Origin of the sequence: Pacificimonas aurantium (assembly GCF_020092905.1) — a bacterium.
GTDB classification, from domain to species: domain Bacteria; phylum Pseudomonadota; class Alphaproteobacteria; order Sphingomonadales; family Sphingomonadaceae; genus Pacificimonas; species Pacificimonas aurantium.
This window is the reverse complement of record NZ_JAGSGB010000002.1, coordinates 25,205-50,302: the sequence shown is the minus strand read 5'-3', so window position 1 is coordinate 50,302 and position 25,098 is coordinate 25,205. Positions and strand designations below refer to the sequence as shown.

Annotated in this window: 23 protein-coding genes; 14 read left to right on the top strand and 9 right to left on the bottom strand. The window is 64.5% G+C overall.

All coding sequences use genetic code 11. The features are described from left to right. Window positions 1–50: 50 nt before the first annotated feature. Together KCN53_RS07080 and KCN53_RS07075 are read right to left on the bottom strand one after the other, a co-directional pair. On the bottom strand, window positions 51–1,202 hold the full coding sequence (locus KCN53_RS07080; RefSeq protein ID WP_088713004.1) for a mechanosensitive ion channel family protein: 1,152 nt from the start codon (window positions 1,200–1,202) through the stop codon (window positions 51–53). A gap of 19 nt (window positions 1,203–1,221) precedes the next feature. Beyond that, window positions 1,222–2,223 carry a DNA topoisomerase IB gene (locus KCN53_RS07075; RefSeq protein ID WP_088713005.1) on the bottom strand — a complete coding sequence of 334 codons (1,002 nt, stop codon included), beginning with the start codon at window positions 2,221–2,223 and terminating at the stop codon, window positions 1,222–1,224. Window positions 2,224–2,348: 125 nt separating this feature from the next. Between KCN53_RS07075 and KCN53_RS07070 the strand changes: the two genes are divergently transcribed. Continuing rightward, on the top strand, window positions 2,349–2,894 hold the full coding sequence (locus KCN53_RS07070; RefSeq protein WP_224199492.1) for a type 1 glutamine amidotransferase domain-containing protein: 546 nt from the start codon (window positions 2,349–2,351) through the stop codon (window positions 2,892–2,894). 5 nt (window positions 2,895–2,899) lie between these two features. Here KCN53_RS07070 and KCN53_RS07065 read toward each other — a convergent pair whose 3' ends face one another. Continuing rightward, window positions 2,900–4,321 (bottom strand): DUF5935 domain-containing protein, encoded by a 1,422-nt coding sequence (locus KCN53_RS07065; RefSeq protein ID WP_088713006.1) that lies wholly within the window; start codon window positions 4,319–4,321, stop codon window positions 2,900–2,902. 18 nt (window positions 4,322–4,339) lie between these two features. After that, window positions 4,340–4,534 (bottom strand): hypothetical protein, encoded by a 195-nt coding sequence (locus tag KCN53_RS07060; protein WP_088713007.1) that lies wholly within the window; start codon window positions 4,532–4,534, stop codon window positions 4,340–4,342. A gap of 108 nt (window positions 4,535–4,642) precedes the next feature. Here KCN53_RS07060 and wecB point away from each other — a divergent pair, with 108 nt between their 5' ends. Beyond that, window positions 4,643–5,734 (top strand): non-hydrolyzing UDP-N-acetylglucosamine 2-epimerase, encoded by a 1,092-nt coding sequence (wecB, locus tag KCN53_RS07055; protein ID WP_088713008.1) that lies wholly within the window; start codon window positions 4,643–4,645, stop codon window positions 5,732–5,734. After that, window positions 5,731–6,915 carry a TIGR04063 family PEP-CTERM/XrtA system glycosyltransferase gene (locus KCN53_RS07050; protein WP_088713009.1) on the top strand — a complete coding sequence of 395 codons (1,185 nt, stop codon included), beginning with the start codon at window positions 5,731–5,733 and terminating at the stop codon, window positions 6,913–6,915. The genes wecB and KCN53_RS07050 overlap by 4 nt, the downstream gene beginning before the upstream one ends. 12 nt (window positions 6,916–6,927) lie before the next feature. On the opposite strand, the gene KCN53_RS07045 is transcribed toward KCN53_RS07050, so the two are convergent. Genes KCN53_RS07045 through KCN53_RS07035 form a run of 3 tightly spaced genes read right to left on the bottom strand, consistent with a single transcriptional unit; the run spans window position 6,928 to window position 9,940 of the window. Beyond that, complete coding sequence (locus KCN53_RS07045; protein ID WP_088713010.1) at window positions 6,928–8,388, bottom strand: SPOR domain-containing protein; 1,461 nt, start codon at window positions 8,386–8,388, stop codon at window positions 6,928–6,930. Between the two features lie 2 nt (window positions 8,389–8,390). Then, window positions 8,391–9,200, bottom strand: coding sequence for a hypothetical protein (locus KCN53_RS07040; RefSeq protein ID WP_143712247.1), 810 nt, complete (start codon window positions 9,198–9,200; stop codon window positions 8,391–8,393). 20 nt (window positions 9,201–9,220) lie between these two features. Beyond that, window positions 9,221–9,940: a ParA family protein gene (locus KCN53_RS07035; RefSeq protein ID WP_088713490.1), complete on the bottom strand. Its 720-nt coding sequence runs from the start codon at window positions 9,938–9,940 to the stop codon at window positions 9,221–9,223. Window positions 9,941–10,075: 135 nt separating this feature from the next. Here KCN53_RS07035 and KCN53_RS07030 point away from each other — a divergent pair, with 135 nt between their 5' ends. Continuing rightward, on the top strand, window positions 10,076–11,050 hold the full coding sequence (locus KCN53_RS07030; RefSeq protein ID WP_088713012.1) for an SPOR domain-containing protein: 975 nt from the start codon (window positions 10,076–10,078) through the stop codon (window positions 11,048–11,050). A gap of 30 nt (window positions 11,051–11,080) precedes the next feature. Here the strand turns inward: KCN53_RS07030 and serB are convergent, their stop codons facing one another. Next, window positions 11,081–11,947, bottom strand: a complete 867-nt coding sequence (gene serB, locus KCN53_RS07025; protein WP_088713013.1) for a phosphoserine phosphatase SerB — start codon at window positions 11,945–11,947, stop codon at window positions 11,081–11,083. On the opposite strand from serB, the gene miaA reads away from it, so the two are divergent. Next, entirely contained in the window at window positions 11,940–12,833 is an 894-nt protein-coding gene (gene miaA, locus KCN53_RS07020) for a tRNA (adenosine(37)-N6)-dimethylallyltransferase MiaA (protein WP_088713014.1), read from the top strand. The two genes, serB and miaA, sit on opposite strands and share 8 nt — an antisense overlap. Here the strand turns inward: miaA and KCN53_RS07015 are convergent. Beyond that, the gene (locus KCN53_RS07015) at window positions 12,830–14,812 is read right to left on the bottom strand and encodes a hybrid sensor histidine kinase/response regulator (RefSeq protein WP_088713015.1); all 1,983 of its coding nucleotides are present in this window, start codon (window positions 14,810–14,812) and stop codon (window positions 12,830–12,832) included. The genes miaA and KCN53_RS07015 overlap by 4 nt on opposite strands. Before the next feature lie 150 nt (window positions 14,813–14,962). On the opposite strand from KCN53_RS07015, the gene ilvB reads away from it, so the two are divergent. The 9 genes from ilvB to kynU all read left to right on the top strand — a co-directional run bounded on the left by ilvB (window position 14,963) and on the right by kynU (window position 25,038). Beyond that, window positions 14,963–16,702 carry a biosynthetic-type acetolactate synthase large subunit gene (gene ilvB / locus KCN53_RS07010; RefSeq protein WP_088713491.1) on the top strand — a complete coding sequence of 580 codons (1,740 nt, stop codon included), beginning with the start codon at window positions 14,963–14,965 and terminating at the stop codon, window positions 16,700–16,702. Window positions 16,703–16,712: 10 nt separating this feature from the next. After that, a complete protein-coding gene (gene ilvN / locus KCN53_RS07005) occupies window positions 16,713–17,225 on the top strand; it encodes an acetolactate synthase small subunit (RefSeq protein ID WP_088713016.1) in 513 nt (170 codons plus the stop codon). Between the two features lie 70 nt (window positions 17,226–17,295). Beyond that, on the top strand, window positions 17,296–18,315 hold the full coding sequence (ilvC, locus tag KCN53_RS07000) for a ketol-acid reductoisomerase (RefSeq protein WP_088713017.1): 1,020 nt from the start codon (window positions 17,296–17,298) through the stop codon (window positions 18,313–18,315). A gap of 147 nt (window positions 18,316–18,462) precedes the next feature. Then, window positions 18,463–19,197, top strand: coding sequence for a YceI family protein (locus KCN53_RS06995; RefSeq protein WP_088713018.1), 735 nt, complete (start codon window positions 18,463–18,465; stop codon window positions 19,195–19,197). Window positions 19,198–19,397: 200 nt separating this feature from the next. Continuing rightward, window positions 19,398–20,315: a hypothetical protein gene (locus tag KCN53_RS06990; RefSeq protein ID WP_172406267.1), complete on the top strand. Its 918-nt coding sequence runs from the start codon at window positions 19,398–19,400 to the stop codon at window positions 20,313–20,315. Window positions 20,316–20,326: 11 nt separating this feature from the next. Further along, window positions 20,327–21,511 (top strand): glycosyltransferase, encoded by a 1,185-nt coding sequence (locus tag KCN53_RS06985; protein ID WP_172406268.1) that lies wholly within the window; start codon window positions 20,327–20,329, stop codon window positions 21,509–21,511. A gap of 87 nt (window positions 21,512–21,598) precedes the next feature. Further along, window positions 21,599–23,008, top strand: a complete 1,410-nt coding sequence (locus KCN53_RS06980; RefSeq protein ID WP_088713020.1) for a cytochrome P450 — start codon at window positions 21,599–21,601, stop codon at window positions 23,006–23,008. Between the two features lie 51 nt (window positions 23,009–23,059). Continuing rightward, window positions 23,060–23,848 (top strand): tryptophan 2,3-dioxygenase, encoded by a 789-nt coding sequence (locus KCN53_RS06975; protein ID WP_088713021.1) that lies wholly within the window; start codon window positions 23,060–23,062, stop codon window positions 23,846–23,848. Then, window positions 23,845–25,038: a kynureninase gene (gene kynU / locus KCN53_RS06970; RefSeq protein ID WP_224199490.1), complete on the top strand. Its 1,194-nt coding sequence runs from the start codon at window positions 23,845–23,847 to the stop codon at window positions 25,036–25,038. The genes KCN53_RS06975 and kynU overlap by 4 nt, the downstream gene beginning before the upstream one ends. The last annotated feature ends 60 nt before the right edge of the window (window positions 25,039–25,098 follow it).

Sequence of the window (25,098 nt, the reverse complement as noted above, 5' to 3'; positions counted from 1 at the left end):
CGGCGCCAGAGAGCCGGCGGACGCCCTGCACCCTTCGCCTACTCGAACGGCTACTCGATGCGCGCGTTGACCGGTACTTCGCGCGGGTCGACGGGCTTGCCGTCCGGCCCGGCGAGAAAGCCCATCTGGGTCGGATAAGCAAAGTCGATATCCTTCTCCGCGAACCGCTCGGCCATGCCGACCATGATGTCGTGCCGGCGCTGCATCATCTCGGTGTAGTCCGCACTTTCGGAATAGAAAACAAGCTCATAATCGATTGAGCTGCCACCGAACTGGAAGGCGTGCACGCGGTCGAACGTCGCGCCCTGCACATTCTCGACGGTCGTTTTCACGATCTCCTGCACATCGTGAAGCTGCGACGGGCTCGTCTGGTAGATGACGCCGAAGGTCATGACGACGCGGCGCCGCTGGAACAGCGCATAGTTGCGGATCTTGTCGCCGAGCAGGTTGGTGTTGGAGATGACCACCTGCTCTCCCGACAAGGCACGGACGCGCGTTGTCTTGAGGCCGATCGCCTCGACCGAGCCGACGACTTCGCCGAAGTGGATCACGTCGCCCTTCTTGAAGGGCTTGTCGAAGATGATCGAGAGCGCCGCGAACAGGTCGGAGAAGATGCCTTGTGCGGCGAGGCCGATCGCGATGCCGCCGATGCCGAAACCGGCGATGAGCGCCGTGACGTCCACCCCGAGATTGTCGAGGATGACGATCAGGGCGATGCCCCAGACGAAGATGTTGATGAACAGCCGGATGATGCCGATGGCATTGACCAGCGTGGAGTCCTCTTCGTCGGGCTCCTGCGCTTTGCGCTGGACGATGGCGAGGACGAACTCGCGCACCCAGATCGCGCCCTGCACGACGAGCGCGATGGTGAAGAGGAATTCGACCACACCCGTCACGCCGGGCGGCGCCGCAACCGCGACCGTCACGATTTCCGCCGCGGCGGCTGCCAGGAAGAAGCTGCGGGTCTTGTGGACCAGCCGGGCGATGATCTCTCGCCAGCTATAGGGATCGAGCTGGTCGGGATGCCCGATGAGTTTCTTCACCAGTCCGCGAAGAAGGCCGAACAGGAAGTAAATCCCGATGGCCGTGCCGACATAGATCAGCGCCTCCATGCTGTCGTTCGCCAGCCAGTGTTCGATGTCGGAGACGACGCGCAGGCTGTCCTCGGCGATCTGCTCGCCCTCGGCGGGTTCGTTCTGCATGGAAATCCTATCCGCTGGTTCAGTCAGCGCGGCCGTCCAGAAAGTCGATCAGACCGCGTTCGTACGAGGCGAGATATTTGCTCTTCCGGGGCAGTTGCAAGCCCGCTTCGCCCACACTCGCAGCCTTCCCGCTTTTCACGAACTCGATGAGTTCAGGATGGACATAGGACTTGCGGCTGATCGTGATGGTATTGCCAAGACGTTCGGCGACCGGAGTCAGCATTGCCTTCAGCGTGATGTCGCCGCGTGCCTTGACGATCTCGTAATAGGCGATCGCGCTGGCATGCCAGGTGCGGAAATTCTTGGCGGTGAACGCCTCGCCCATTTCGGCGCGGATATAGTCGTTCACCTCATCGGAACTGACGCCGCGCACCCGGTCCTCTTCGTCCTGCCAGGCGAAGAGGTGCTGGCCGGGAAGGTCCTCGCAGCGCCGGGCGAGCCGCGCGAGCGACCCGTCGCTGAGCCGGACCTTGCGCTCCTTGCCGCCCTTCGCGCGGTATTCGAGGTAGATGCTCTCGCCGCGGACATCGGCATGGTCCTTCGTCAGCGTGGTCGCCCCGAAGGCACCGTTCAGCCGCGCATAGTCTCGGTTGCCGATCCGCAGCGCCCCGACGTCGAGCATGCGTACCGTCGCGGCCACCATGCGCTCGAAAGACAGGCTTCGCCGCCTGAGATCCGCCTCCACCCGTTCGCGAAGGGCGGGAAGGTTGGCACCGAACTCGGCGGTGCGCGAAAACTTGTCGGCCTCCCGAAAGGCGCGGAAATCGGGGTGGTAGCGATATTGCTTGCGGCCGCGCTCGTCGCGCCCGGTTGCCTGAAGATGACCATTGTCGAGGCGGCAGTACCAGACGTCCGAATAAGCGGGCGGGACCGCGAGCGAGGTCAGCCGCTCGACGACAGCGCCGTCCTTTATGGGCGCGCCGCCGGAATCGAGATAGGCCCAGCCCTTTCCGCGGCGCTGGCGGGTGAAGCCCGGCTGGGTATCGTGGGAATAGACAAGTCCGGACGGCAGGCTGTTCATGCGAGGGCTCGAACGCCCGGCATTTCCGCCTGTTCCGCAGCCGGTTGCTTTGCCGCAGCGCGGAACGCGGACGCCGCCTGCCCGGTTGACCGGCCAAAGCTCAAGCAACCGAAAGGACATCCGATATGGCCGATATGGCCGACATGACCGGCAAATCGATTCTCATTATCTCCATGGACGCATTCGAGAAATCCGAGCTGTTCTACCCGCGCAGCGAACTGAAGGATGCGGGTGCGACTGTGCACGTCGCCTCCGAGGAGAAAGGCGAAATCCGCTCCATGGACGGCCTCGACTGGTCGGATCCGGTGGACGTCGACAAGACGTTCGCCGACGTGGACATCGGCGACTATGACGCTCTCGTCATTCCGGGCGGCGTCGCCAATCCCGATCAGATGCGCACGAAGGAAACGGCCGTAAAGATCGTCCGCGACTTTCATGCAGCCGGAAAGCCGGTCGCCGCCATTTGTCACGCGCCGTGGATGCTGGTGGAGGCCGATATCCTGCGCGGAAAGCGGGCAACCTCCTACCCGACCCTGCGCACCGACCTGAAGAATGCGGGCGCCAAGGTTGTCGACGAGGAGTGCGTGGTGGACGGGAATCTGATCACCAGCCGCAATCCCGACGACCTGCCTGCCTTCGTCAAAGGGATCACGACGGCCGTGACCGGCTGACGATCCTAGGCCGCTGCCGTCGCCGGTCCCCCCGGGCGGCGGCGGCGCGACCGAACTTGCTTCTCATCTTCCTTCTGCGCGGCGACGATGCGGTCGGCGCGCTTTTCGGTCATCATGGCGGCCGTCGATACGGTGAGCGCCATGATGTGCCAGAAGGGCGGCTGGAAGGCGATGCCAACGAACAACGAACCGACCATATAGGTGGGCACGAATATGGAGACGGCCTGGCCGAAGCCCATGGCCCATTCGAACAGGGACCTGTCCGGATCGTCCTCATCCATCTCGCGCCAGACCTTCCGGTTCTGCGAGTAGATGCGGCGCGACTGCAGATAGAACAGGATCACCGTGGTGATCCAGATGAGAAAGCCGGGATAGCCGAATTCGCCCAACACTTCGAAATAGCTGGAATGAAACGCGCGCCCCTGCTCCATCACGGTCGTCGTCGTCACATCCTCGAAACCGGGTTCGCCGGTCTTGCGAACCAAGGTCGTCGCGATCTGACTGAGCCGGTTGGCGTTGAAACCTCCGCCAAGCGGATTGTCCTGTACGAAGTCGATCGTCCATTCCCACATGGCGAGACGCGTCGAGGCGGACATGTCCGCAGTAGGGTCCTGGATCGTCGACATGCGCTCCACGAAGCTTTCCGGGAGGAAGGGCACAGAGCCGATCCCTACGGCAGCGACGAGCCCGGCGATCAGCAGTTTTCGGCTTGAACGCCACCAGAAAATGCCCGCCATGACCGCCATGGCGACGAGGCCCGTGCGCGCCTCCGTCCCCACGGTAATGATCAGAAAGCTGACCGTGATGCCGAGCGCGATCAGGAAGGTGAGCTTCGACGGTTTGAAGAAGCTGTTATACTTGTAGAACCACCAGACTAGCGGGACGAAGGCGGTGGTCACCGTCACCAGCGTGCTCTGCTCATAGATGCCGGTATTGTTGTTCACCAGCAGCGCGAGCGTGCCGTAGCCAGAGCTTCCAAGCGCGGTTTTCGCGGCAGCCGACATGGTAATGGCCGCGGTGCTGAAGAGCATGATGGCAAGCGCAGCCTCTATGCGCACCCGCGTGGTCAGGATGAAAGGCAGGAAGACCGAGAAAATCAGCGCTTTCGTGACCCAGTCCCACTTCGCGGCCCCGCTTTCGATGGGCGACCAGCCGAAGGTTGCCATGGTCTGGTAGACGAGGAGCAGGATCACCAGGCCCTGAAGCACTGAAAAGCGAATGCGCTTTTCCTTGTCGAAGAACAGGAAGGCAACGAGCGCCCCGGCCCCCAGAATCATCGCGACGGGCAACTGGGTAAACACATAATAGGCCAGCCGCTGGGGCTGGAGGAAATCCACCCACAGATACCCAAGCGCCATGAAATAGGCGTAACGGAAGCTCATGGCGATGAAGCCGAGCAGAATCAGGATCAGGAACAGATCGCGCATGGGCTCCCCCCTTCCCGGCTATTTCCGCCGGGCGCCGATCTTCGAACTGTCCTTCGGCCTCCCATTCGGCCCGCTCTTCGGTCGGGGCTTCGACATGCGCACCTGCTCTTCGCCCGCTTCGATCTTCATCGCGCGAAACAGGCACAGACCCATGAAGACATGGGCGAGAAGAAGGGCGAGGTTGTCGATCATGGCTGCCGACGAAACAAGCAAGAACGGGACGCCCCGGCAAGTCCCCGCAAATGTGCTTCTTGTTCCGGGACCGTGCCCTGCCTAGAGACGAGCCGCGGCGGCGGAGCGCAAGCAGGGGATTTCGGGCCGATGACGAAGACTGTGCACATCATTGCGGCGGCGCGCCCGAACTTCATGAAGGTGGCGCCGCTCTATCATGCGCTGTCGGCCGATCCGGACTTTACGCCGGTCCTGATCCATACCGGCCAGCATTACGACCCCAACATGTCCGACGATATCTTCCGGGACCTGGGACTGCCGGCCCCTGATCATCATCTCGGGATCGGATCGGGCAGTCATGCCGAACAGACCGCCGGTGTCATGGTGGCCTACGAAAAGATCGCGCTGGCGGAGCAGCCCGACTGGCTGATCGTCGTCGGGGACGTCAATCCGACTGCCGCCTGCGCGATGGTGGGCGGCAAGCTGCACATTCCCGTCGTACACCTGGAGGCCGGCCTGCGCTCGCGCGACCGCGCGATGCCCGAAGAACTGAACCGCCTGGTCACCGATGTCCTTGCGGACGTCCTCTGGACGCCGTCGCCCGACGGGGACGAAAATCTGCGCGCCGAAGGCATTCCGTCCGAGCGCATCACGCGCGTCGGCAATATCATGATGGACAGCTTCGAGATCATCCGGCCGAAGCTGGACGCCGAAAACAGCCCGGCAAAACTGGGCGTAACACCCGGCGAGTATGGGATCGTCACGCTGCATCGCCCGTCGAACGTCGATACCAAGGCGAGCCTGACGCGCGTGACCGAAGCGCTGGAAGCGGCGGCAGAGCGGCTGACGCTGATCTTTCCGATGCATCCGCGCACCAAGGCACGCGCAGAGGAATTCGGCCTGCTGGGCCGGATCGAGGCGGCCGGGATCAAGGTGATCCCTCCGCTCAGCTACCTGCCGTTCATGTCGCTGGTGAAGGATGCCAAGGTCATCATCACCGATTCCGGCGGCCTGCAGGAAGAGACGACCTATCTCGGCATTCCCTGCCTGACCCTGCGCGACAATACCGAGCGTCCCATCACCATCGAACAGGGCACGAACCGGCTGGTGACGCCCGAGAGCCTGATCGGAGAACTGGACCAGGCTCTTGCAAGCGACGCGCCCGCGCCCGTGCGACCGGAATATTGGGACGGCGCGACGGCGGGCCGCTGCGTCGAAGATCTGAAGCGCCGCAGCGCGTGAGAATCCTTCACGTCCTTGATCACTCCCTTCCGCTTCACAGCGGCTATTCCTTCCGCACCCGCGCGCTGATCGAGGAACAGAAGCGCCTGGGGTGGGAGCCGATCCTCCTGACCTCTCCCCGGCACAGCCTGGACGGGCCGAACCCCGAAACGGCCGGTGGTCTGACCTTCCACCGCAGCCCGGCCTCAGGGCCAATGCCGCTGCTTGGTGAGATCCGCGCCACCGGCAAGGCGGCGGCAAGGCTGATCGATCGGTTCGATCCCGACCTTGTCCACTGCCACTCGCCGGTGCTGACCTTTCTCGGCGCACGCGGCGCAGCAAGGCGCAGGAACCTCCCCATCGTCTATGAAATCCGCGCCTTCTGGGAGGATGCGGCCGTGGGAAACGGCACGGGCCGCGAGGGCGATTTCAAGTTCCGCATGACGAAGGCGATGGAAACGCAGGCATGCCGCGATGCGGACGCCGTGGGCGCGATCTGTCAGGGCCTGCTCGACGATCTGGAGAGCCGCGGCATCGAGCCGAGCAAGATGTTCGCGGTGCCGAACGCGGTCGACCTGGCGCAGTTCGGCGCGCCGGAGGCCGCCGACCCCGAACTCGCCGCCAGCCTGGGTCTTGCAGGCAAGGAGGTCATTGGCTTCCTGGGATCCTTCTACGATTATGAGGGGCTCGACGACCTGATCGCCGCCCTCCCCTCGATTTTGACCGAACGCCCCGAGGCGCGCCTGCTGCTTGTGGGCGGCGGACCGCGCGAACAGGAGCTGAAGGCGCAGGCTGCGCGGCTGGGGGTCATGGACCATGTCGTCTTCACCGGGCGGGTGCCACAGGAAGAGGTGGCGCGATATTATGCGCTCGTCGACATCCTTGCCTATCCGCGGAAACCCATGCGGCTGACCGAACTGGTCACGCCCCTGAAGCCGCTGGAGGCGATGGCGCAGGAAAAGCTGGTCGTTGCCAGCGACGTCGGCGGACATAAGGAACTGATCGAAGACGGTGTGACCGGAACCCTGTTCCGGGCCGGCGATCCGTCGGCGGCGGCGGAGGCGATCACCGGGCTGCTCGCCAGCCGGGACAGCTGGCCGGAGCGTATTCACACGGCGAAGAAGTGGGTGGCGGAAAACCGCACCTGGGAGCGGACTGTCGCGAATTATATCCCGGTCTACGAACATCTCGTAAACCGTTGAACTCGCAATCGCTTATCCGCGAAACTTTCCTTCGCGAATGAAACAGCTTGCGCCCTCGTCCTTCAAGGCGCCGCAAAGCCGGCGTGCATCCTGCGAGGTCTCGAACCGTCCGACGGAGAGACGGTAATAGAGCCGCCCCTCTACTTCGGCGCGGCTTTTCAGCGCCTCATAATCCGACAATAGCGGCGTCCGCACCTTAAGCGCAGCCCAGTTCTCGGCCAGGATCTCGGGGCGGTCGTAGCTGCCGAGCTGCACAAGCCAGTCCCCTTCCCCGGCTTCGGGCAAGTCAGGGGTCGCAGCCGCCTCCACAGGTTTCGGAGAGGTAGCCCGCGCTTCGGGCTCACGCTGCGACGCAGGCGTCTCTTTGGGTGCCGGCTCGGCATCGAACTTCGGTGCCGACGGCGCGATGTTCACGGAGGAGGCCTTGATGAGACGGGCGGGCGCTGCCGCAGAGGCCGCCCGCGCTGCCGAAAGCTGGGCTCGCTGCTTGACGGGAGCCGCCTTGCCTTTCGGCTCAGGGGCGGGAACGTCGACCGCAGCGATGACCACGGGAGTGCTATCTTCGGGGTGCGCATCGAAGGAGGATGCCCGCTGCGCGGCGGCTACGGAGGGAGCAGATACGGGAGCGGCGGGTTCGGCGGCGGCGTGGCGCTCGGGTGGCGCTTCCGGAGCACGGTACGCCAGCTCGACGGGCCGCCCCGTATCACCCGGTCGCGGTGCAATCCCGAGCAGCGTGATCGTCCGCCAAGCCGGGTCTTCGCTAGCCATCAGCGCGGCCCATTCGGCCACGCGGCGCTCTACTTCCGCCGGCGGCAGGTCAATGGCTGCGGTCAGGCGCGCATCGCTCCAGCGGCCGGTGAGCGCCTGAGCGAGCGCGAGGTTCTGCCGCGTCCGGGCGGTCGAGAACCCGCTGCGCACGGCATCCTTCAGGATGGCGACGCCGCGCTCCTCCTCTCCCAAAAGGACATAGGCGAGGCCAACATCGCCGCGCAGGTCATCCTGCGCTTCCGCGAGCGACAGCCAGTACCGGGCATCGGCAACGCGGCCGTCGGCCAGCGCGGTGAGCGCCGCGCCGAGTTGATAGCTGGGCGCATCCGGATGCAGCTTCAGAAGATCGTCATAGGCTTCGGCCGCGGCCGTCAGGCGCCCTTGCGCAAAATAGGCCTGCGCGAGCGTGCGCCGCGGTGCCGTCTGATAGGGCTGGTTCCGTACGGCCTGCTCGGCAAGCGCGACCGCCTGCTCGAGATCGCCACCGAGGCGGGCCACTTCGGCCTGCGCCGCCAGTGTGTCAGGCGCGGGGCTCACTGCGCGGTCGGCATCCCGCTGCTGCGCCTGCCTGAGCAGTGCGGCCGTCGCCGGCGCATCGGCTAACGAGCTTGGTGGCGCCGACGCCGTGCAGGCGGCGACGGCGATCGACGAGACCAGAACGCCCGCCGCTGCGGCGCGCGGTCCCCATGCTGGCGTGCGGCGCATCTTCAGTCCCCCTGTCCTTCCGGGACGACCGGCAGGTCCGGATGGTGCCGGTCCAGATATTCGCTCAGCGCTTCGGTAACCAGCTTCTGCGCGCTGGTATGCTGGAAGGCGCAGGCCAGCCGAAGCTTGAGATGTAAGTCGCGGTCGAGACGCAACGTAAAGGCGGCCTTCGCCTTGCTGCCGGGCGCGGAGCGCGGACGCGCCGATGCCTCGGACGCCGGGCCCGGTTCCCGCCGCGGCGCGGCCTCTTCCTCGAACGTACCCTCTCGCGTGTCAGCTTCCAGCCGCGCGAGAAAAGCGGCCTGTTCCTCCGCATCGTCGTCGTTGCCGGAAAGGTCCTCGGCAAGCGTGTGACCGTTCGCCTCTTCCAGTTCGGCCCCGAGGGAATCGGCGAGGGCGCGGTGCTGCTCCGCAACCGGACCCCGCTCCGCGGCGTGATCGGCGTCGATACCGCCATCCGCTGCCGCATGTCCGTTCAGGTTCGTGCCATTGGCTGGTTCGATCCCGGCGTCGGTCTCGGCCTCGGTCTGGGCGGCTGCCGGCTCATCGCCGGACTCCTCCTCGGCAGGGACGGGCTGCGCCGCGACGATGCTGCGAATATTGCCATTCTCGGCCGGCAGCAGCGACTCGCGCTGTTCGGGCGTGAGCATGTCGCGGCCCATGTCGTTCCAGCCGCATTCGTCCTCGGCCGCCGTCTCGTCACCCTCGTCGAAGCGAAAGGCCTGCGGCCGCATCGCGGGCCGGGCACCGCCCTTGCGGGCAAGAAGGCTGCCGCTGAGGGATCCGAAGGATTTCTGCTGTGTGGTCATCATCTTCCCCGTCGGGCCTCCCATCAAAAGGCTGCCTTGCGGCCGAACCCGCCGGCCGGCCGCGCACGCGGCGCTGCCGTAACCGGGGTCGCGCCGGGGGCGTTGAAGACGGTGCGCCGGAAATTGCGCTCGAGCCGGTCGGCGACATAACTCCAGAGCTGCTCGATTTCCTGCGCGGACTTACATTTGGGGTCGCATTCCATGACCGTCCGGCCATCGATCATAGATGCGGCATAGTCGGTACGATGATGCAGTGTGACCGGGGCGAGCGTGCCGTGCTGCGACAACGCCACCGCCGCCTCATAGGTGATCTTCGCCTTCGCGGTGGCGGCGTTGATGACGAACACGAGGGGCTTGCCGGCCCGCTCGCAAAGATCGACCGTCGCGCCGGCGGCGCGCAGATCGTGCGGCGAAGGACGGGTCGGGATGACCACAAGCTCGGCAACCGACAGCACGCTCTGAATGGCAACGGTGATGGCGGGCGGCGTGTCGATGACCGCCAGCTTGAACCCCTGCTGGCGTAGCGCCTCCAGATCCGTGGCGAGCCGCGCGACGGTCGTCTGGGCGAAGGCCGGCGCCTCCGCCTCTCGCTCGTTCCACCAGTCGGCGAGCGACCCCTGCGGATCGATGTCGATCAGAACGACCGGCCCCGCCCCGGCCCGCTCCGCCTGTACGGCAAGGTGGCCGGAGAGTGTCGTCTTCCCCGATCCGCCTTTCTGAGAGGCAACTGCCAGTACCCGCATGAAGAACCCCAATTCCAATGGCCCGGTTACTCACCGTTCCTTTTGCCGCCCATAGAACTAATTTTTCGTAAAGGCGGCGACCGCGCGCCCACGCCAACATTGACGGCTCCGCCCTGCGCGTCAGAAACGAGACGCATGAAACGGATGTGGATTTCCCTGCTTCTGGCAGGCGCGCTGCTGGCACAGCCGGCAGGTGCAACGGTGGCCGAGGGCGTCGCCGAGTGGCGAGCCGGCAATTACAAGGAAGCCGTGATGCTCTGGCTTCCGGCCGCGGCGCGCGGCAATGCCCATGCGCTGTTCAACCTTGGGCTGGCACACCGACAGGGGCGCGGCGTCCCGCGCGACCTGGACCGGGCAGAGGACTTTTTTCGCCGCGCGGCAGAAAAGGGCCACGCCCCCGCCCGGACCTATCTGGGGATTTTCATGGCGCGGCGCGGCCAGGTCGCGGACGCGGTGGAATTGTGGAAGGCGTCGGCTGCCGAAGGCGATGCCTATGCAAGATATATGCTCGGCATTCGCCATTATGGCGGCAAGGGCGTCGAGGAGGACCGGCCCCGCGCCTATGCCTATCTGCTGCTTGCCGAGCGCGGCGGCGTGAAACAGGCGCGCAAGGTGCTTCGCCGCATGGAGGAAGGTCTCACTACGCAGGAAAAGGCGGCCGGGCGTACCCTCGCCGAGGAGATCGCGGGGGTGCCCGTCGTCACCCTTTCCGACGCGGGAAGAGGCGCTGCGCCTGCCGCTCGCGCGGCTGCTCAGGCAGAAGCGGAAGCGAACCGAAATCAGGGCACGGCAATCCAGGAGGTCGCCGTCCCGGCGCCGCGCGAGCCGCAGGAATCCCGGAGCGACGAGGACACCGTGCTGACGGCGGACGCCACACAGTTCCGCGTCCAGCTGGGCGCCTTTCAAACGCGCGGGCAGGCGGAATCGGGCTGGACGAACATTCAGAGAAAACTGCCGGGCCTGCTGGACGGCACCACGCCGGTCTACCGCGAGTTCGCAGGCGGCGTACGCCTTCGCATCGGCGAATATGCCGACCGGGCCGGGGCCTCGGCCCGCTGCGCCGAGATCAAGGCCGCAGGACAGGCTTGCTTCGTCGCGGCCGAAGACTAGCGCAGCTTTACTCTCGGGGTATTCCTGGCGTCAGGCGCCCTGCCAGCGCGACTTCTCCAGCCCCAGCGCGTAGAGTAGCACCGTAAGGTCGCCGCTGCGGATGCGCGCATCGGCAGCCTCTGCCAGCTTCGGTTTCGCATGATAGGCGACGCCGAGACCCGCCGCCTTCACCATGTCCAGATCGTTCGCGCCGTCGCCGATCGCGATCGCCTGCCCCGCGCCCACGCCGAGGCCTTCGGACTCAGCCAAAAGCAGCGCTTTCTTGGCAGCGGAATCGACGATTGGCGAGCCAACGACACCGGTAAGGCGCCCGGCAGCTGTCTCCAGGCGGTTGGCGAGGATGACATCGAAGCCCAGGCCTTCGCCAACCGGGTCGGCGAAGCTGTGAAAACCGCCCGAGACGAGGCACGTGCGGATCCCCTCCGCCTTTAGCGTAGCAATGAGTGTCTTCGCGCCGGGCGTATAGGAGATGCGCGTATCGAGGCAGTTCCGGATTGCGGAAACTTCCAACCCCTCAAGGGCTTCCACCCGCCCCCTGAGAGCGGCTTCGAAGTCGAGCTCACCGCGCATGGCCGCCTCGGTCACCGCCGCAATCTCGGCTTTCTTGCCGGCAAAGTCCGCCAGTTCGTCGATGCACTCCGCCTGAATCATCGTCGAATCCATGTCGGCGACGAACAGCCGGCGATGCCTTGCGGATGCGGGCTGGGCGAAAACATCGACATGCGGAAGCGCAGCTTCGATTCGCGCGACACCATCCGGCGCCAGCGCGGAAACCTCGATATCCGCCGCCTGGCCGCTGTCGATCCAGATATGATCCCGGCTCGCCAAGATTTCGCTGGCCGCGAGAACGTCCTGCGAAGATAGTTCGGGCGTGCCGACAAGCGTAACGATGAACAAGAGCGATCCTCCGGAAAAGCGGCTGGTGGTCATTGCAGGCCCGACCGCGAGCGGCAAGTCCGCTGCGGCGCTGGATGTCGCGCAGGCCGAACAGGGGACCGTCATCAATGCAGATGCGTCGCAGGTCTACCGCGACCTGAAGATTCTTTCGGCGCGGCCCGACGAGGACGAGATGGCTGGGATTCCGCACCGGCTGTACGGCTGCGTCGACGGCGCGGAAGCCTGTTCAGCGGCAGACTGGGCAGCGATGGCGAAGCGTGAGATCGCCGCAGTTCGCGCGGAGGGCCGCCTGCCGATCCTGTGCGGCGGCACCGGCCTCTATCTCAATACGCTGATCCTGGGCCTTGCGCCCGTCCCTGAGATCGACCCTGAAATCAGGTCTGATGTTCGCGACATGGAGACCGGCGAACTGGCGGCCGCGCTGGAGCGCGAGGACCCGCGCATGAGCGCCGAGCTGAGACCCTCCGACACCCAGCGGCTCGCCCGTGCACTCGAAGTCGTGCGGTCCACTGGACGCTCGCTTGCGCAGTGGCGCACGGAGCGGACGGGCGGGATCGCGAGCGACACGGAAATCGATTTCCGCGTGGTAGACCTTCCCCGCGACCAGCTCTACGCACGCTGCGACACGCGCTTCGACCTGATGATCGAGGCGGGCGCGCTGGAAGAGGTCGGCACTCTTATGGACCGGAAGCTGGCCCCCGACCTTCCGGTCATGAAGGCCATCGGCGTGCCGCCGCTTGCCGCTCACCTGCGGGGCGAACTCTCACTGGAAGACGCGGTGGAGCAGGCGAAGCGCGATACGCGGCGCTATGCGAAGCGGCAACAAGCCTGGTTTCGCACGCAGCGCCCGGTAGCGTCGCCCGTAGCCGGACCCGAAACGCGCTAGCTGTCGATCGCCGTGCGAACGGCATGTGCCAGCTCGTCGACGGCGTAGGGCTTTCTGAGAAGTTCGGCCGCCGGCTCAAGCGTCGACAGTTCGACGCCTGCCGCCTGCGTGAACCCGCTGGTGTAGAGAATCTTCTGGCGCGTATCTAGCGAGCGAGCATAGCGCGCGAGTTCGTCGCCCGACTTTTCCGGCATGACCATGTCGGTAAAAATCAGGGTGAACCTTCCGCCTTCGTCGAGGATGCGCTGCGCATCTTCGGCCGAATCCGCCGCTTCAACCTCATATCCAAGGTCGCGTAGAACATCGGTGGTCAGGCTGCGAAGCTGGTCCTGGTCCTCAACGACCAATACGGTCTCGCCGGGCCGCGCCTCGGGCAGCGGTCCGTCCACCTTGCCGTCCAGCATGCCGACGACGTCTTCGCGCTGTTCGCCCTCGGGAAGGAGGATACGGATCGTCGTTCCTTCGCCAACGGCGGACTCGATATCGACGGTACCGCCGGACTGGATGACGAAGCCCTGTACCTGGCTGAGGCCGAGGCCGGTCCCTTTGCCGACAGGCTTGGTGGTGAAGAAGGGCTCGTAGACCTTTTCGAGCACTTCGGGCGGCATCCCCTCGCCCGTATCCGAAATGCTGATGATGGCGTAGCGGCCGGGATAGAGAAGCTGGCCGTGGCGCTCCTCCTCTACCTCGATTTCATCGCAGGAGGTGGCAACCAGCAGCCGCCCGCCCTTCGGCATAGCATCGCGGGCATTCGCGCCGAGATTGAGAATGACATTCTCGAGTTCGGCGGCGTCGACGAACACCGACGGCACATTGTCGGCCAGATCGAATTCGACGCGCACGGTCTCGCCCAGAGTTCGGCCGAGAAAATCCTCCATGTTGCGCAGAAGCAGGTTGAGGTCGGTGACCTGCGGCTTCAGCGACTGCTGACGGGAAAAGGCAAGCAGGCGCGAGGTAAGCGTTGCGGCACGGTCAGCACCTTCCAGCGCATTGTCGACGAGCCGCAGGAGCTTCGCCTCGAGTTCGGTGCGCCGCTTCAGAAGATCGAGATTTCCGATCACTACGGAAAGCATGTTGTTGAAGTCATGCGCGATGCCACCGGTGAGCTGGCCGACAGCCTCCAGCCGCTGCGCCTGCCTGAGACGGTTTTCGGCATTTTCGCGCGACTGCGCCTCGGCAATCAGTCGCTCGTTGGCAACCGTCAGTTCCCGGGTCCGCGCCGCGACCGCCCGTTCCAGCGCCTCATTCTCATCCTCGATAAGCTGCTCGCGAAGAGCGCTGCGATAGGCGCGGATCAGAAGAAGGCCCAGAGCAACGACGGCCGCGAGCCCCGAAGCAAGCAGAGCGATGCCGAACAGGGCAAGCCGCTCGATGGTCCGCTCCGACTCGTCCGCGCTTCCCAGGGCAGCGGCACGCCGCTCGGCCAGCCGCTCTTCCTCGGTAACGCGGATATCGACCAGCAGGTCGCTGATCTGCTGCATCAGCCGCCGCCCATAGCCGCTGGAAATGTCCTGCCGCGCTTCCTCGATTCTGCCCGAATCGATTTTCGCAACGACCTCTTCCATCTCATCGAGCTTCAGCCCGGTAATGGTGCGCAGCGAGTCCATTTTGGGCCGCAGCTCTTCGTTGACGTCGACGAGAGCCTCGAGACGGTCGAGCCGCGGCCCGACGCGGGAGACATTCGCATTATAGGGATCGAGGAAGACCGGGTTCTGTGTAAGCGCGTAGCCGCGCTGACCGCGCTCGGCGTCTTGCAGCGAATCGTAGAGGGCGGACGCAGCAAGAAGGGTCTCGTTCGACCGCTCGTAGAGCGCGCCGGCACGCAGCCGCTCGGATTCATCGCCGACGGCCTGGCGGAACGCCGCAGCGCTGAGGACGCCAATGCCGACGAGAGCAGCCAGCAGCGCGAACAGGCCGGCCACCCACAGGTAGAGGCGCCGGTCTTTTCTCAAACGTGCTTCGGGCATCGGGGTCAGCATATCAGGTTACTCGCGGGGGTCACTTCCTGTGACCGGCGACCGAGAATGTCGAGCATCGGGCAAAATTTGATAGATAATTTCTTATAAGGCGGTTGAATGGCAATCAATCCCCTGTTACCGCGGCTTCAAACGAAACAAACGGACGACGTGATGCCCAGTGGCGCAGAAAATCTGGTAAAGGCTCTCCTCGAAGAGGGTGTCGACACCGTGTTCGGTTACCCCGGCGGCGCGGTGCTGCCGATTTACGATGCGCTGTTCGACCATCCGAAAATCCGCCATGTGCTGGTACGTCACGAACAGGCAGCGGTCCACGCCGCGGAGGGCTATGCGCGCTCCACCGGCCGGCCGGGCGTCGCTCTGGTCACCTCCGGCCCCGGCGCCACGAACACCGTAACGGGCATCACCGATGCGTTGATGGATTCGATCCCCGTGGTCGTCATCACCGGCCAGGTGCCCACACACCTGATCGGCACCGACGCCTTCCAGGAATGCGACACGGTCGGCATTACCCGCCACTGCTCGAAGCATAATTACCTGGTGAAGGAGCCCGCCGCACTCGCCAGTACGGTGAAGAGCGCGTTTCGGATCGCGACGACGGGGCGCCCGGGCCCGGTGGTCATCGATATTCCCAAGGACGTACAGGTCGAGGATGTCCCCTATGAGCAGGGCGGCCGCATGCATGGCGGCTACAACCCGCAGGTGAAGGGCGACCTGTCGGCAATCGAAACCGCCGTCGATATGCTGGCGGCGGCCGAGCGGCCGATCCTCTACGTCGGCGGAGGGACGATCAATTCGGGCCCCGGCGCCGCGCAGCTCGTCGCCGAAGTCCAGCGCATGTGCGACGCCCCCGTGACCGCCACGCTGATGGGCCTCGGCGCGTTTCCTGCGAGCCATGACGCCTGGCTGGGCATGCTCGGCATGCACGGCACCTACGAAGCGAACATGGCGATGAACCAGTGCGACGTGATGCTGTGCATCGGCGCCCGCTACGACGACCGGGTTACGGGACGGGTCGATGCCTTCTCGCCCGCGTCCAAGAAGATTCACATCGACATCGACCGCTCGTCGATCAACAAGAATATCCGCGTCGACCTGGGTATCGTCGGCGATGTGGGGCATGTGCTGGAGGACCTGACGCGGATATGGCGTTCGCGCGGCCTGAAACGTCCCTCGCACGAGGAATGGTGGAACCGCATCAAGGGCTGGCGCGCGAAGGGGTCGCTGGATTTCGACCAGCCGGACAGCGGCGAAATCCTGCCGCAGCACGCCATCCGCCGACTTTATGAAATGACGCGCGCGAAGTCGCCGATCATCACGACCGAGGTGGGGCAGCACCAGATGTGGGCCGCGCAGCATTTCGGCTTCGACAAGCCCAACAAGTGGCTGACCTCGGGCGGTCTCGGCACGATGGGCTATGGCTTGCCGGCAGCGATCGGCGCGCAGCTGGGCAATCCCAACGCGCTGGTCATCGACATCGCCGGCGAGGCGTCGATCCAGATGAACATCCAGGAGCTGGCGACGGCAGTGCAGTTCAACCTGCCCGTAAAGGTGTTCGTGCTGAACAACGAATATATGGGCATGGTCCGCCAGTGGCAGGACCTGACCTATTCCGGGCGGCGGGCTCACAGCTATTCCGACGCCCTGCCCGACTTCGTGAAGCTGGCCGAGGCCTATGGCTGGAAGGGCATTCGAGTCGAGGACGTCGGCGCGCTGGACGGCGCCATCGAGGACATGATGGAGACCCAGGGTCCCGTCTTTGTCGACTGCCATGTGGCGAAGGTGGAAAACTGCTTCCCGATGATCCCGTCGGGCGCGGCGCATACCGAGATGATCCTGCATGCGAACGAAGTGATCGGCGCGGTCGAAAAAGACGCCGAAGCGCTGGTCTAGGAATACCCAGATGATGAACTCACCGATCGCCAGGCCGCATACGCTTGCCATTACCGTCGACAACGAACCGGGTGCCCTTGCCCGGATCGTCGGCATGTTCTCTGCGCGCGGCTACAACATCGAAAGCCTGTCGGTAGCCGACATTTCCGAGCGCCACGATGTCAGCCGGATCACGGTGGTGACGTCGGGCGACGACCATACGGTCGAACAGATCAAGGCACAGCTGGAGCGGCTGATCCCCGTTCACCGTGTTTCCGACCTGACGGCCGAGGGCGGCCATGTCGAACGCGAGTTCGCGCTGGTGAAGGTTCGCGGCACAGGCGAGGACCGGCTGGAGGCCATGCGCCTGGCCGATATCTACCGCGCCCGTGTCGTGGACGCGACAATGGAAAGCTTCGTCTTCGAGATTACCGGCTCTACCGACAAGGTCGACCAGTTCGTCGACCTGATGCGCCAGATCGGCCTTGTAGAAATCGGCAAGTCGGGCGTCGTCGCCATTTCCCGCGGCGCCGAGGCAAGCTGAGCCCCCTTACTACCCAAGATCCCTTCCGCCCGCTCCGGGCAAACAGACCCAACGACAAAGGAACCCGGTCATGAAAGTCTTTTACGATTCCGACGCCGATCTCGGCCTGATCACCGGCAAGAAGATTGCCGTCCTCGGCTATGGCAGCCAGGGCCATGCCCATGCGCAGAACCTGCGCGATTCTGGCGTGAAGGACGTTGCGATCGCGCTGCGTCCGGGCTCGCCGAGTGCCGTGAAGGCGGAAGATGCAGGGTTCAAGGTCCTGAGCAACTCCGAGGCTGCCGAATGGGCAGACATCCTGATGATCCTTGCGCCCGACGAGCACCAGGCAGCAATCTGGGAAAACGACCTCAAGGGCAAGATGAAGCCCGGCTCCGCGCTTGCGTTCGCCCACGGCCTGAACGTGCATTTCGGCCTGATCGAACCGCCTGCCGACATCGACGTCATAATGATCGCGCCGAAGGGTCCGGGCCACACGGTACGCAGCGAGTATAAGCGCGGCGGCGGCGTCCCCTGCCTGATCGCAGTGCACCAGAATGCCTCGGGCAACGCTCATGACGTGGCGCTGGCCTATGCCTCCGGCGTCGGCGGCGGACGCTCGGGAATTATCGAGACGAACTTTCGCGAAGAATGCGAGACCGACCTGTTCGGCGAACAGGCCGTGCTGTGCGGCGGCATCACCCACCTGATCCAGGCTGGCTTCGAAACGCTGGTCGAAGCGGGCTATGCGCCGGAGATGGCCTATTTCGAGTGCTTGCACGAGACGAAGCTGATCGTCGACCTGCTGTACGAAGGCGGCATCGCCAACATGCGCTACTCGATCTCCAATACGGCGGAATATGGCGACATCACCACCGGACCGCGCATCATCACCGACGAGACGAAGGCCGAGATGAAGCGGGTCCTGGCGGATATCCAGTCGGGCCGGTTCGTGAAGAATTTCGTCCTCGACAACCGCGCGGGGCAGCCCGAGTTGAAGGCAAGCCGAAAGGCTGCCGAAGCCCATCCGATCGAACAGGTCGGCGCCAACCTTCGCGCCATGATGCCCTGGATCGGCGCCAACAAGCTGGTGGACAAAGAGAAGAACTGAGGGGCAACAGTCTCAGGATACGATCTGGCGGTCGGGACTGCGGAAAGGCTGGAGGGACGCGAGGGAAACCTCCCGCCCGTCCTGTCGTTGTGACGCAGACACGACCGCCGAATATCCCCGAAACCGGAGCTATCGAGGAGACACGATATGAAACTTCTGACCGCCCTGGCCGCCACGGCCGCGATCGCCCTTCCCGTTGCCGCCTATCAGGCGTCCGAGACCGCCACGCCGGCCGAGGCCGCCACCCAGGGCGCGACCCAGCTCGGCCCGATGGTGATGACGACCCCCGGCGACGACGAAGCACCGGGAGCCGTGGACAAGAGCCAAGTGACCGCCGGCACCTATGAGGTCGATCCCGGCCACACGCTGGTCACCTTCACCGTCGATCATCTGGGCTTCTCTTCCTACACGGGCCAGTTCGGCAATCCGTCGGGGACCTTGGTGCTCGACCCCGCCAATCCCACCGAAGCCGAGTTGAATGTCAGCTTCCCGATCAGCGCCGTTTCGACGACGAGCGAGCAGCTGGACGAGCACCTGCAGAGCGAAGATTTCTTCAACGCTGCGGAATATCCCGAGGCGACCTTCACGGCGACAGACATCTTCGTGGAAGGCAACAATGCCGGTATTCGCGGCAATCTTTCCATGGCCGGCGTGACGAAATCCGTCGTGCTGCAGGCGCAGTTCTACGGCGCGGGCACCAATCCGATGTCGGGCGAGCCGAATATCGGGTTCCGGGCGACCACGTCGATCAATCGCAGCGACTGGGGCATCGACTATGCGCTGCCGGCCCTGTCTGATGAGGTGCTGCTGGTCATCGACGCGGCCTTCGTAAAGCAGGGTGACGGTGCAGCTGCGCCGGCCCCGACCGAAGACGAGGGCTGATCAAAAAAGTTATTTTGCTAGCGGGCACGGCTGGCGGCGAAGACCCATACCCTCTTCCCGACGAGCCGTGCCCTGCCTGCGGGGTACCGTGCGCCGCCCCGTCCGCAGAATCTTCACAAATGCAGTGCAAGGCGTCATCAAGCGTTTCGATTTGAAACGACGATGCGGCGGAGCCGCCGATTTCTACGGCCAGATGCACGATGAACACGAGCGCTAGCGCCCAGTCCTCCCTGCCGGCGGAGCTGCCATCCCTGAAGCCGAGCAGCAGTGGCTGGCAGCGCTGGGCGGCTGGCGCACTGTCGCTGGTCCTGCTGAGCGTCGTATGCTGGCACCTTTTTCGGGGCGGACCCGAAGCGTTGTCGGAGAACCTGCCGACCGCCCCGGCCTTCTACCTCGCCATTTTCGCGGCCTATATGACCCAGCCGGTGTTCGACTGGCTGATTTTCCGGCGCCTGTGGCGCCTACCGGCGACCGGACTTGTTCCGTTGATCAAGAAGCGCGTCGCGAACGACGTGCTCTTCAACTATTCCGGCGAAGTCTATTTCTATCTGTGGGCTCGCCAGAGAACGAAGCTGACCTCCGCGCCCTTCGGCACGGTGAAGGACGTATCGATCATGTCGGCGCTTGCCGGCAATCTTGTCACCCTGGCCCTGATGGCAATCGCCTGGCCGGTCGCGACCGGCGTCGACCTCGATATCCCGCAGCGGCCCCTGCTCCTCGGCGGGTCGGTCGTCGTCATCACCAGTCTCGTCATTCTCGGCTTCAGCCGGAAAATCTTCTCGCTGCCGGCAGCCCGACTGCGCACGGTGCTCGGCTTCCATACGGTGCGCCTGCTGCTCTCGACGCTGCTGATGGCGACCGCCTGGTATTACGCCATGCCGACCGAACCGGTGGAGCACTGGATCCTGTTCGGCGCGCTGCGACTACTGGTCGGCCGGCTGCCCTTCATTCCGTCGAAGGACCTTCTGTTCGCCGCGGCTGCGGTCGTGCTCGCGCACAGCCAATCCGAGCTCGCCACGGTACTCGCGCTGAGCGCGGGCATGATTTTGGCCATCAACCTGGCGTTCGGCCTCATCCTGTCGCTTACGGGGCTGTTCAGCCGCTCCGAGGAGGCCTAGGCCGCAGCGCCATGCGCATCGCGGACGTTTGCGAATTCTACGCTCCGCGCGGCGGCGGCGTGAAAACATACGTCCATACACGATGGACAGCTGCGGCCCGGTCGGGACAGCAGGTCTTTGTGATCGCGCCAGCCGCCGAGGATAGGATCACCGAGGTCGATGGCGGCGCGCTGGTCGAGGTGAAAGCCCCGCGCCATCCGGCCGATCCCAAATATCACATCTTCTGGGACACCCCACCGGTTCACGACGCGCTGCGGCGCATCGCGCCGGACCTGATCGAGATCTCGTCGCCCTGGCGCGGCCTGACACTGGGCATGCGCTACCCCGAGCCCGTTCCGCGCACCATGTTCATGCATGAGGAACCGATCGAGAAGTGGGCCTATGGCCTGTTCGACCGCCTGCTGTCGCGCAGCACGATCGACCGCACGGTAGCGGGGTGGCTTTGGCAGCGCATGCGCAAACGCTATGCCAAGGCCGATGCCGTTATCTGCGCATCGGATGCGGTCACGCACTTCCTGCGCGGGCAAGGCATCGAACGCCTGCATACCGTTCCGATGGGCGTCGAGCGAAGCAGCTTCTCTCCGGAGCACCGTAACGAGCAGATGCGCCGGGACCTTCTCGGCCGCATGGATCTACCGGAGACCGCAACGCTGATCGTCGGCGTGGGCAGGCACAACCGGGAAAAGCGCTGGCCCGCCGTGATCAGCGCCGTCGAACGGCTGGGGCAGGAATATCCGGCCGGCCTAGTGATGCTGGGGACGGGTCCTGAAACGCCGAAACTGGAGCGCCTCGTCCGCGGCAATCCGCACATCCTGATGCTCGAACCCGTTCATGAGCGGCGTAAATATGCCAGCCTTCTGGCCAGCGCCGACATGATGGTGAGCGCCGGCATCGAAACCTTCGGCTTGGCTGCGGCAGAGGGCATCGCCAGCGGCCTGCCGTTGGTGGCCGAAGCGGGCGGCGCTGTGTCCACATTCTGCAAGCCGGCCTTCAGCGAGTTTTACGACCGGGTCGATCCCGAACATATCTCCGCCGCGCTGACCCGCCTGGTAAAGTCGCTGCCCGACGCGCGAACCGCCGCCGCGTCGGAAGCCGCCCATGTTCGCCGGCTCGATGAGCATTTCGAGGAGATATTCTCGCTTTATCAGGCACTGGCCGAGCGCGGCCACGCAAGGACGCAGGTCCCCTTTCCCTGAGGCCCGAGCCTATCGCTATTCGCAAACTGGCCTTGTCCGCTCGCTCCCAGTAGACTGAGCCCTGCTCAGAAGTGGAGGGACCGAGGAATGAACGCGCCGGTGGATCAAGGCGAATTCCGCACCGATGACGGATCGACCTACAAGGAACGGTTCGGACGGCTGAGAACGCCCTCCTTCGAGGATCTCTCGCACCTACCGAACCCGGGAAAGCCGAGCTTCCTCGAAAAGTTGAACAGCACGCGCCGCTTTCTGTTCGACACGCTCGCCCTGCAGCAGGAGCGGCGCGACCGAATGGGAAACGTCTACGTCAACGTCAATCTGGGCGGGGTCGGCGTGAACCTGATCGGGCCGGAAGCGAACGAGATGGTCCTGATGAACCGGGACAAGATCTTCTCGTCCGAGCAGGGCTGGATGCCTGTCCTGGAGAAGCTTTTCCCCCACGGCCTGATGCTCATGGATTTCGAGCAGCACAGGACCCACAGGAAAGCTCTGCAGGTCGCGTTCAAGCCGGGACCCATGCAGAATTATCTCGGCCAGCTTCAGGAGGGTATCAAGCGGCGGCTGGCCGAATGGCCCGAGAAGCTGAAGCTGTATCCGGCGGTGAAGCAGTTGACGCTCGACCTTGCCGCGCCGTCCTTCCTCGGCATTCCCTGGGGGCCCGAAGCCGACAGGATCAACACCGCCTTCGTCGACATGGTGCAGGCCTCGGTCGCGCCCATTCGCAAGCCGCTGCCGTTCACGCAGATGCGCAAGGGCGTGAAGGGTCGGGCCTATATCAGCGAGTATTTCGCCTCCGAGATTCCCAAACGTCGCGGCTCCGACCGCGAGGACATCTTCACGCAGGTCGTGAATGCGGAGGATGACGACGGCCAGCTTCTGACCGATCAGGAAATCATCGACCATATGAACTTCCTGATGATGGCGGCGCACGATACCATCACCTCGTCGCTGTCATCGACGATTTTCTACCTGGGCAAAACGCCCGAATGGCAGGACCGCGTGCGCGAGGAATGCGCTGCGATCCGGGCGGATGTGGGCGACACCCTGCCCTACGACCGGCTGAACGACTTCGACGTCACCGAAATGGCGTTCAAGGAAGCGATGCGCCTGTGGCCCCCGGTACCGTTCCTGCCCCGCCGCGCGCTGAAGGACTTCAGCTACGGCAACTACACTATCCCCGCCGGAACCGGCGTCAGCATCATCCCGATGCTGGTGCACCGCGATCCCGAAATCTGGGACGATCCGGAACGCTACGACCCCTCGCGCCACACGCGCGAGGAGGAGAAGAAGCGCCACAAGCATGCCTTCGTCCCCTTCGGCGGCGGCGCGCATATGTGCCTGGGCCTGCACTTCGCCTATATGCAGGCGAAGACCTTCTTCTTCGAGTTGATGGACAAGAGGAAGATCGAATATCCGGAAGGATATGAGCCGAAGTGGCAGATGGTGCCGATCCCCCGGCCTAGGGACAACCTGCCCACGCGGCTGCCGAGGCTCTAGCTCCGACAGAGCGGTGGCGCCCGGACGCCGATTCCTGCAAATGCTCCTCCCATGACCGACACGACCTATGGCGACTATCTGCGCCTCGATCGTATCCTGGCGGCACAGGAACCACGCTCGGATGCGCATGACGAGCTGCTGTTCATCGTCATCCACCAGGCGTCCGAACTGTGGATGAAGCTTTGCCTGCACGAGCTGGAAGGGGCGCGGCGCTGCCTGCGCGAAGACAATCTCGACCCGGCCTTCAAGATGATGGCGCGGGTCAGCCGGGTGCAGCATCAGCTGATTCAGAGCTGGGAAGTGCTGTCGACCATGACGCCCGCGGACTATACGCGGGTCCGCCCGCATCTCGGCTCCTCGTCAGGCTTCCAGTCGGCGCAGTACCGGCTGATCGAATATATCATGGGCAACAAAAACCCGAAGATGACGGCCGTGCACGAGGGGCGCGAACCCGATCATGCCCGGCTGACCGCCGCGGAGCGCGAACCGAGCCTGTACGACGAAGCCCTGCGCGTGCTCGCGCGGCGCGGACTTGCCATTCCGGATGACCGGCTGAAGCGCGATTTCACCCAGCCCTATGAGGCGTCGGACGAAGTCGAGGCCGCCTGGCTTGCCATCTACCGCGACCCGGAAACCTACTGGGATCTCTATGAACTCGCCGAGAAGCTGGTCGACCTGCAATATCACTTCCAGCTCTGGCGCTTCGGCCATCTGAAAACGGTCGAGCGCGTTATCGGCTACAAGGCGGGGACGGGCGGAACGCCGGGCGTCCCCTATCTGGAGCAGGTAGTTGCGAAGACATTCTTTCCCGAGCTGCTGACGGTCCGGACGGCCCTTTGACCTTCATTCCCGGAGCCTATCGCGAGCGGTTCCTCCTGCCGTCGGATATGGTCTATCTCGACGGGAACAGCCTGGGTCCGCTGTCCCATTCAGCACGAGATGCGGTTGCCGACCTAGCGTCGAGACAGTGGGGCGAAAGCCTGATCTCGAGCTGGAACGAGCATGGCTGGATGGAGGCGCCGCGGCGCATCGGCGCGAAGATCGCCCCGCTGATCGGCGCGCAGGCGGACGAAGTCGTCGTTTGCGACAGCACCTCGGTAAACATCTTCAAGCTTGCCGCCGCCGCGCTTCTGGCACGGCCCGGCCGGACGACAGTCCTGTCGGAGCCGGGAAACTTCCCGACCGACCTGTACATGATCGAGGGCCTGAAACGCCTGCGCCCGGACCTGGACCTGAAGCTGGTGCCAAGGGACGAGATCGCGGCCGCGCTCGACGAAGATACCGCGCTCCTTCTCCTGACCCATGTGCACTACAAGACCGGCGAGATGTTCGACATGGGCGTCCTGACCGCGGCGACACATAAGGCTGGCGCGCTGACGCTATGGGACCTCAGCCATTCCGTTGGCGCCGTGCCCGTCAGCCTGAACCGAACACAAGCAGATCTGGCCGTGGGATGCGGCTATAAATATCTGAATGGCGGTCCCGGGGCGCCGGCCTTCCTGTACGTCGCGAACCGGCACCAGCAAGGCCTTACTTCTCCGCTATCGGGCTGGCTGGGGCACGAGAGCCCCTTCGCCTTCGATGACGCCTATCGGCCAGCCGAGGACATCGGTCGCTGGCGCGCGGGAACGCCTCCAATGTTATCGCTCGCCGCGCTCGAAGCGGGGGTGGGCCAGTTCGAGGGCGTGGACATGCAGGACTTGTGGGACGCCTCGCAGAAACTGTCGCAGAGGTTCGTGGAGCGGGTCACCGGCCAATGCGCGGAGGTCGAACTGATCTCCCCATCCGCGCCAGACGCTCGCGGCTGCCACGTCAGCTTCCGTTTTCACAGCGCTTACGAAGTCGTCCAGGCACTGATCGCAGAGGGAATCGTCGGCGATTTTCGAGCCCCCGACGCGATGCGGTTCGGCTTCACTCCGCTTTACCTGTCGCTAGAAGAGGTCGAGCGAGCCGCCGACAGGCTGGTCGATATCCTTGCCACCGGACGTTGGCGGCAACCGGAATTCGCCGTTCGCAAGGGCGTCACCTGATCCGAACCTGTTCCGACGAATTGGCGGTTGAAAGCCAACCCATGCGGCCTAGGGTCGCGG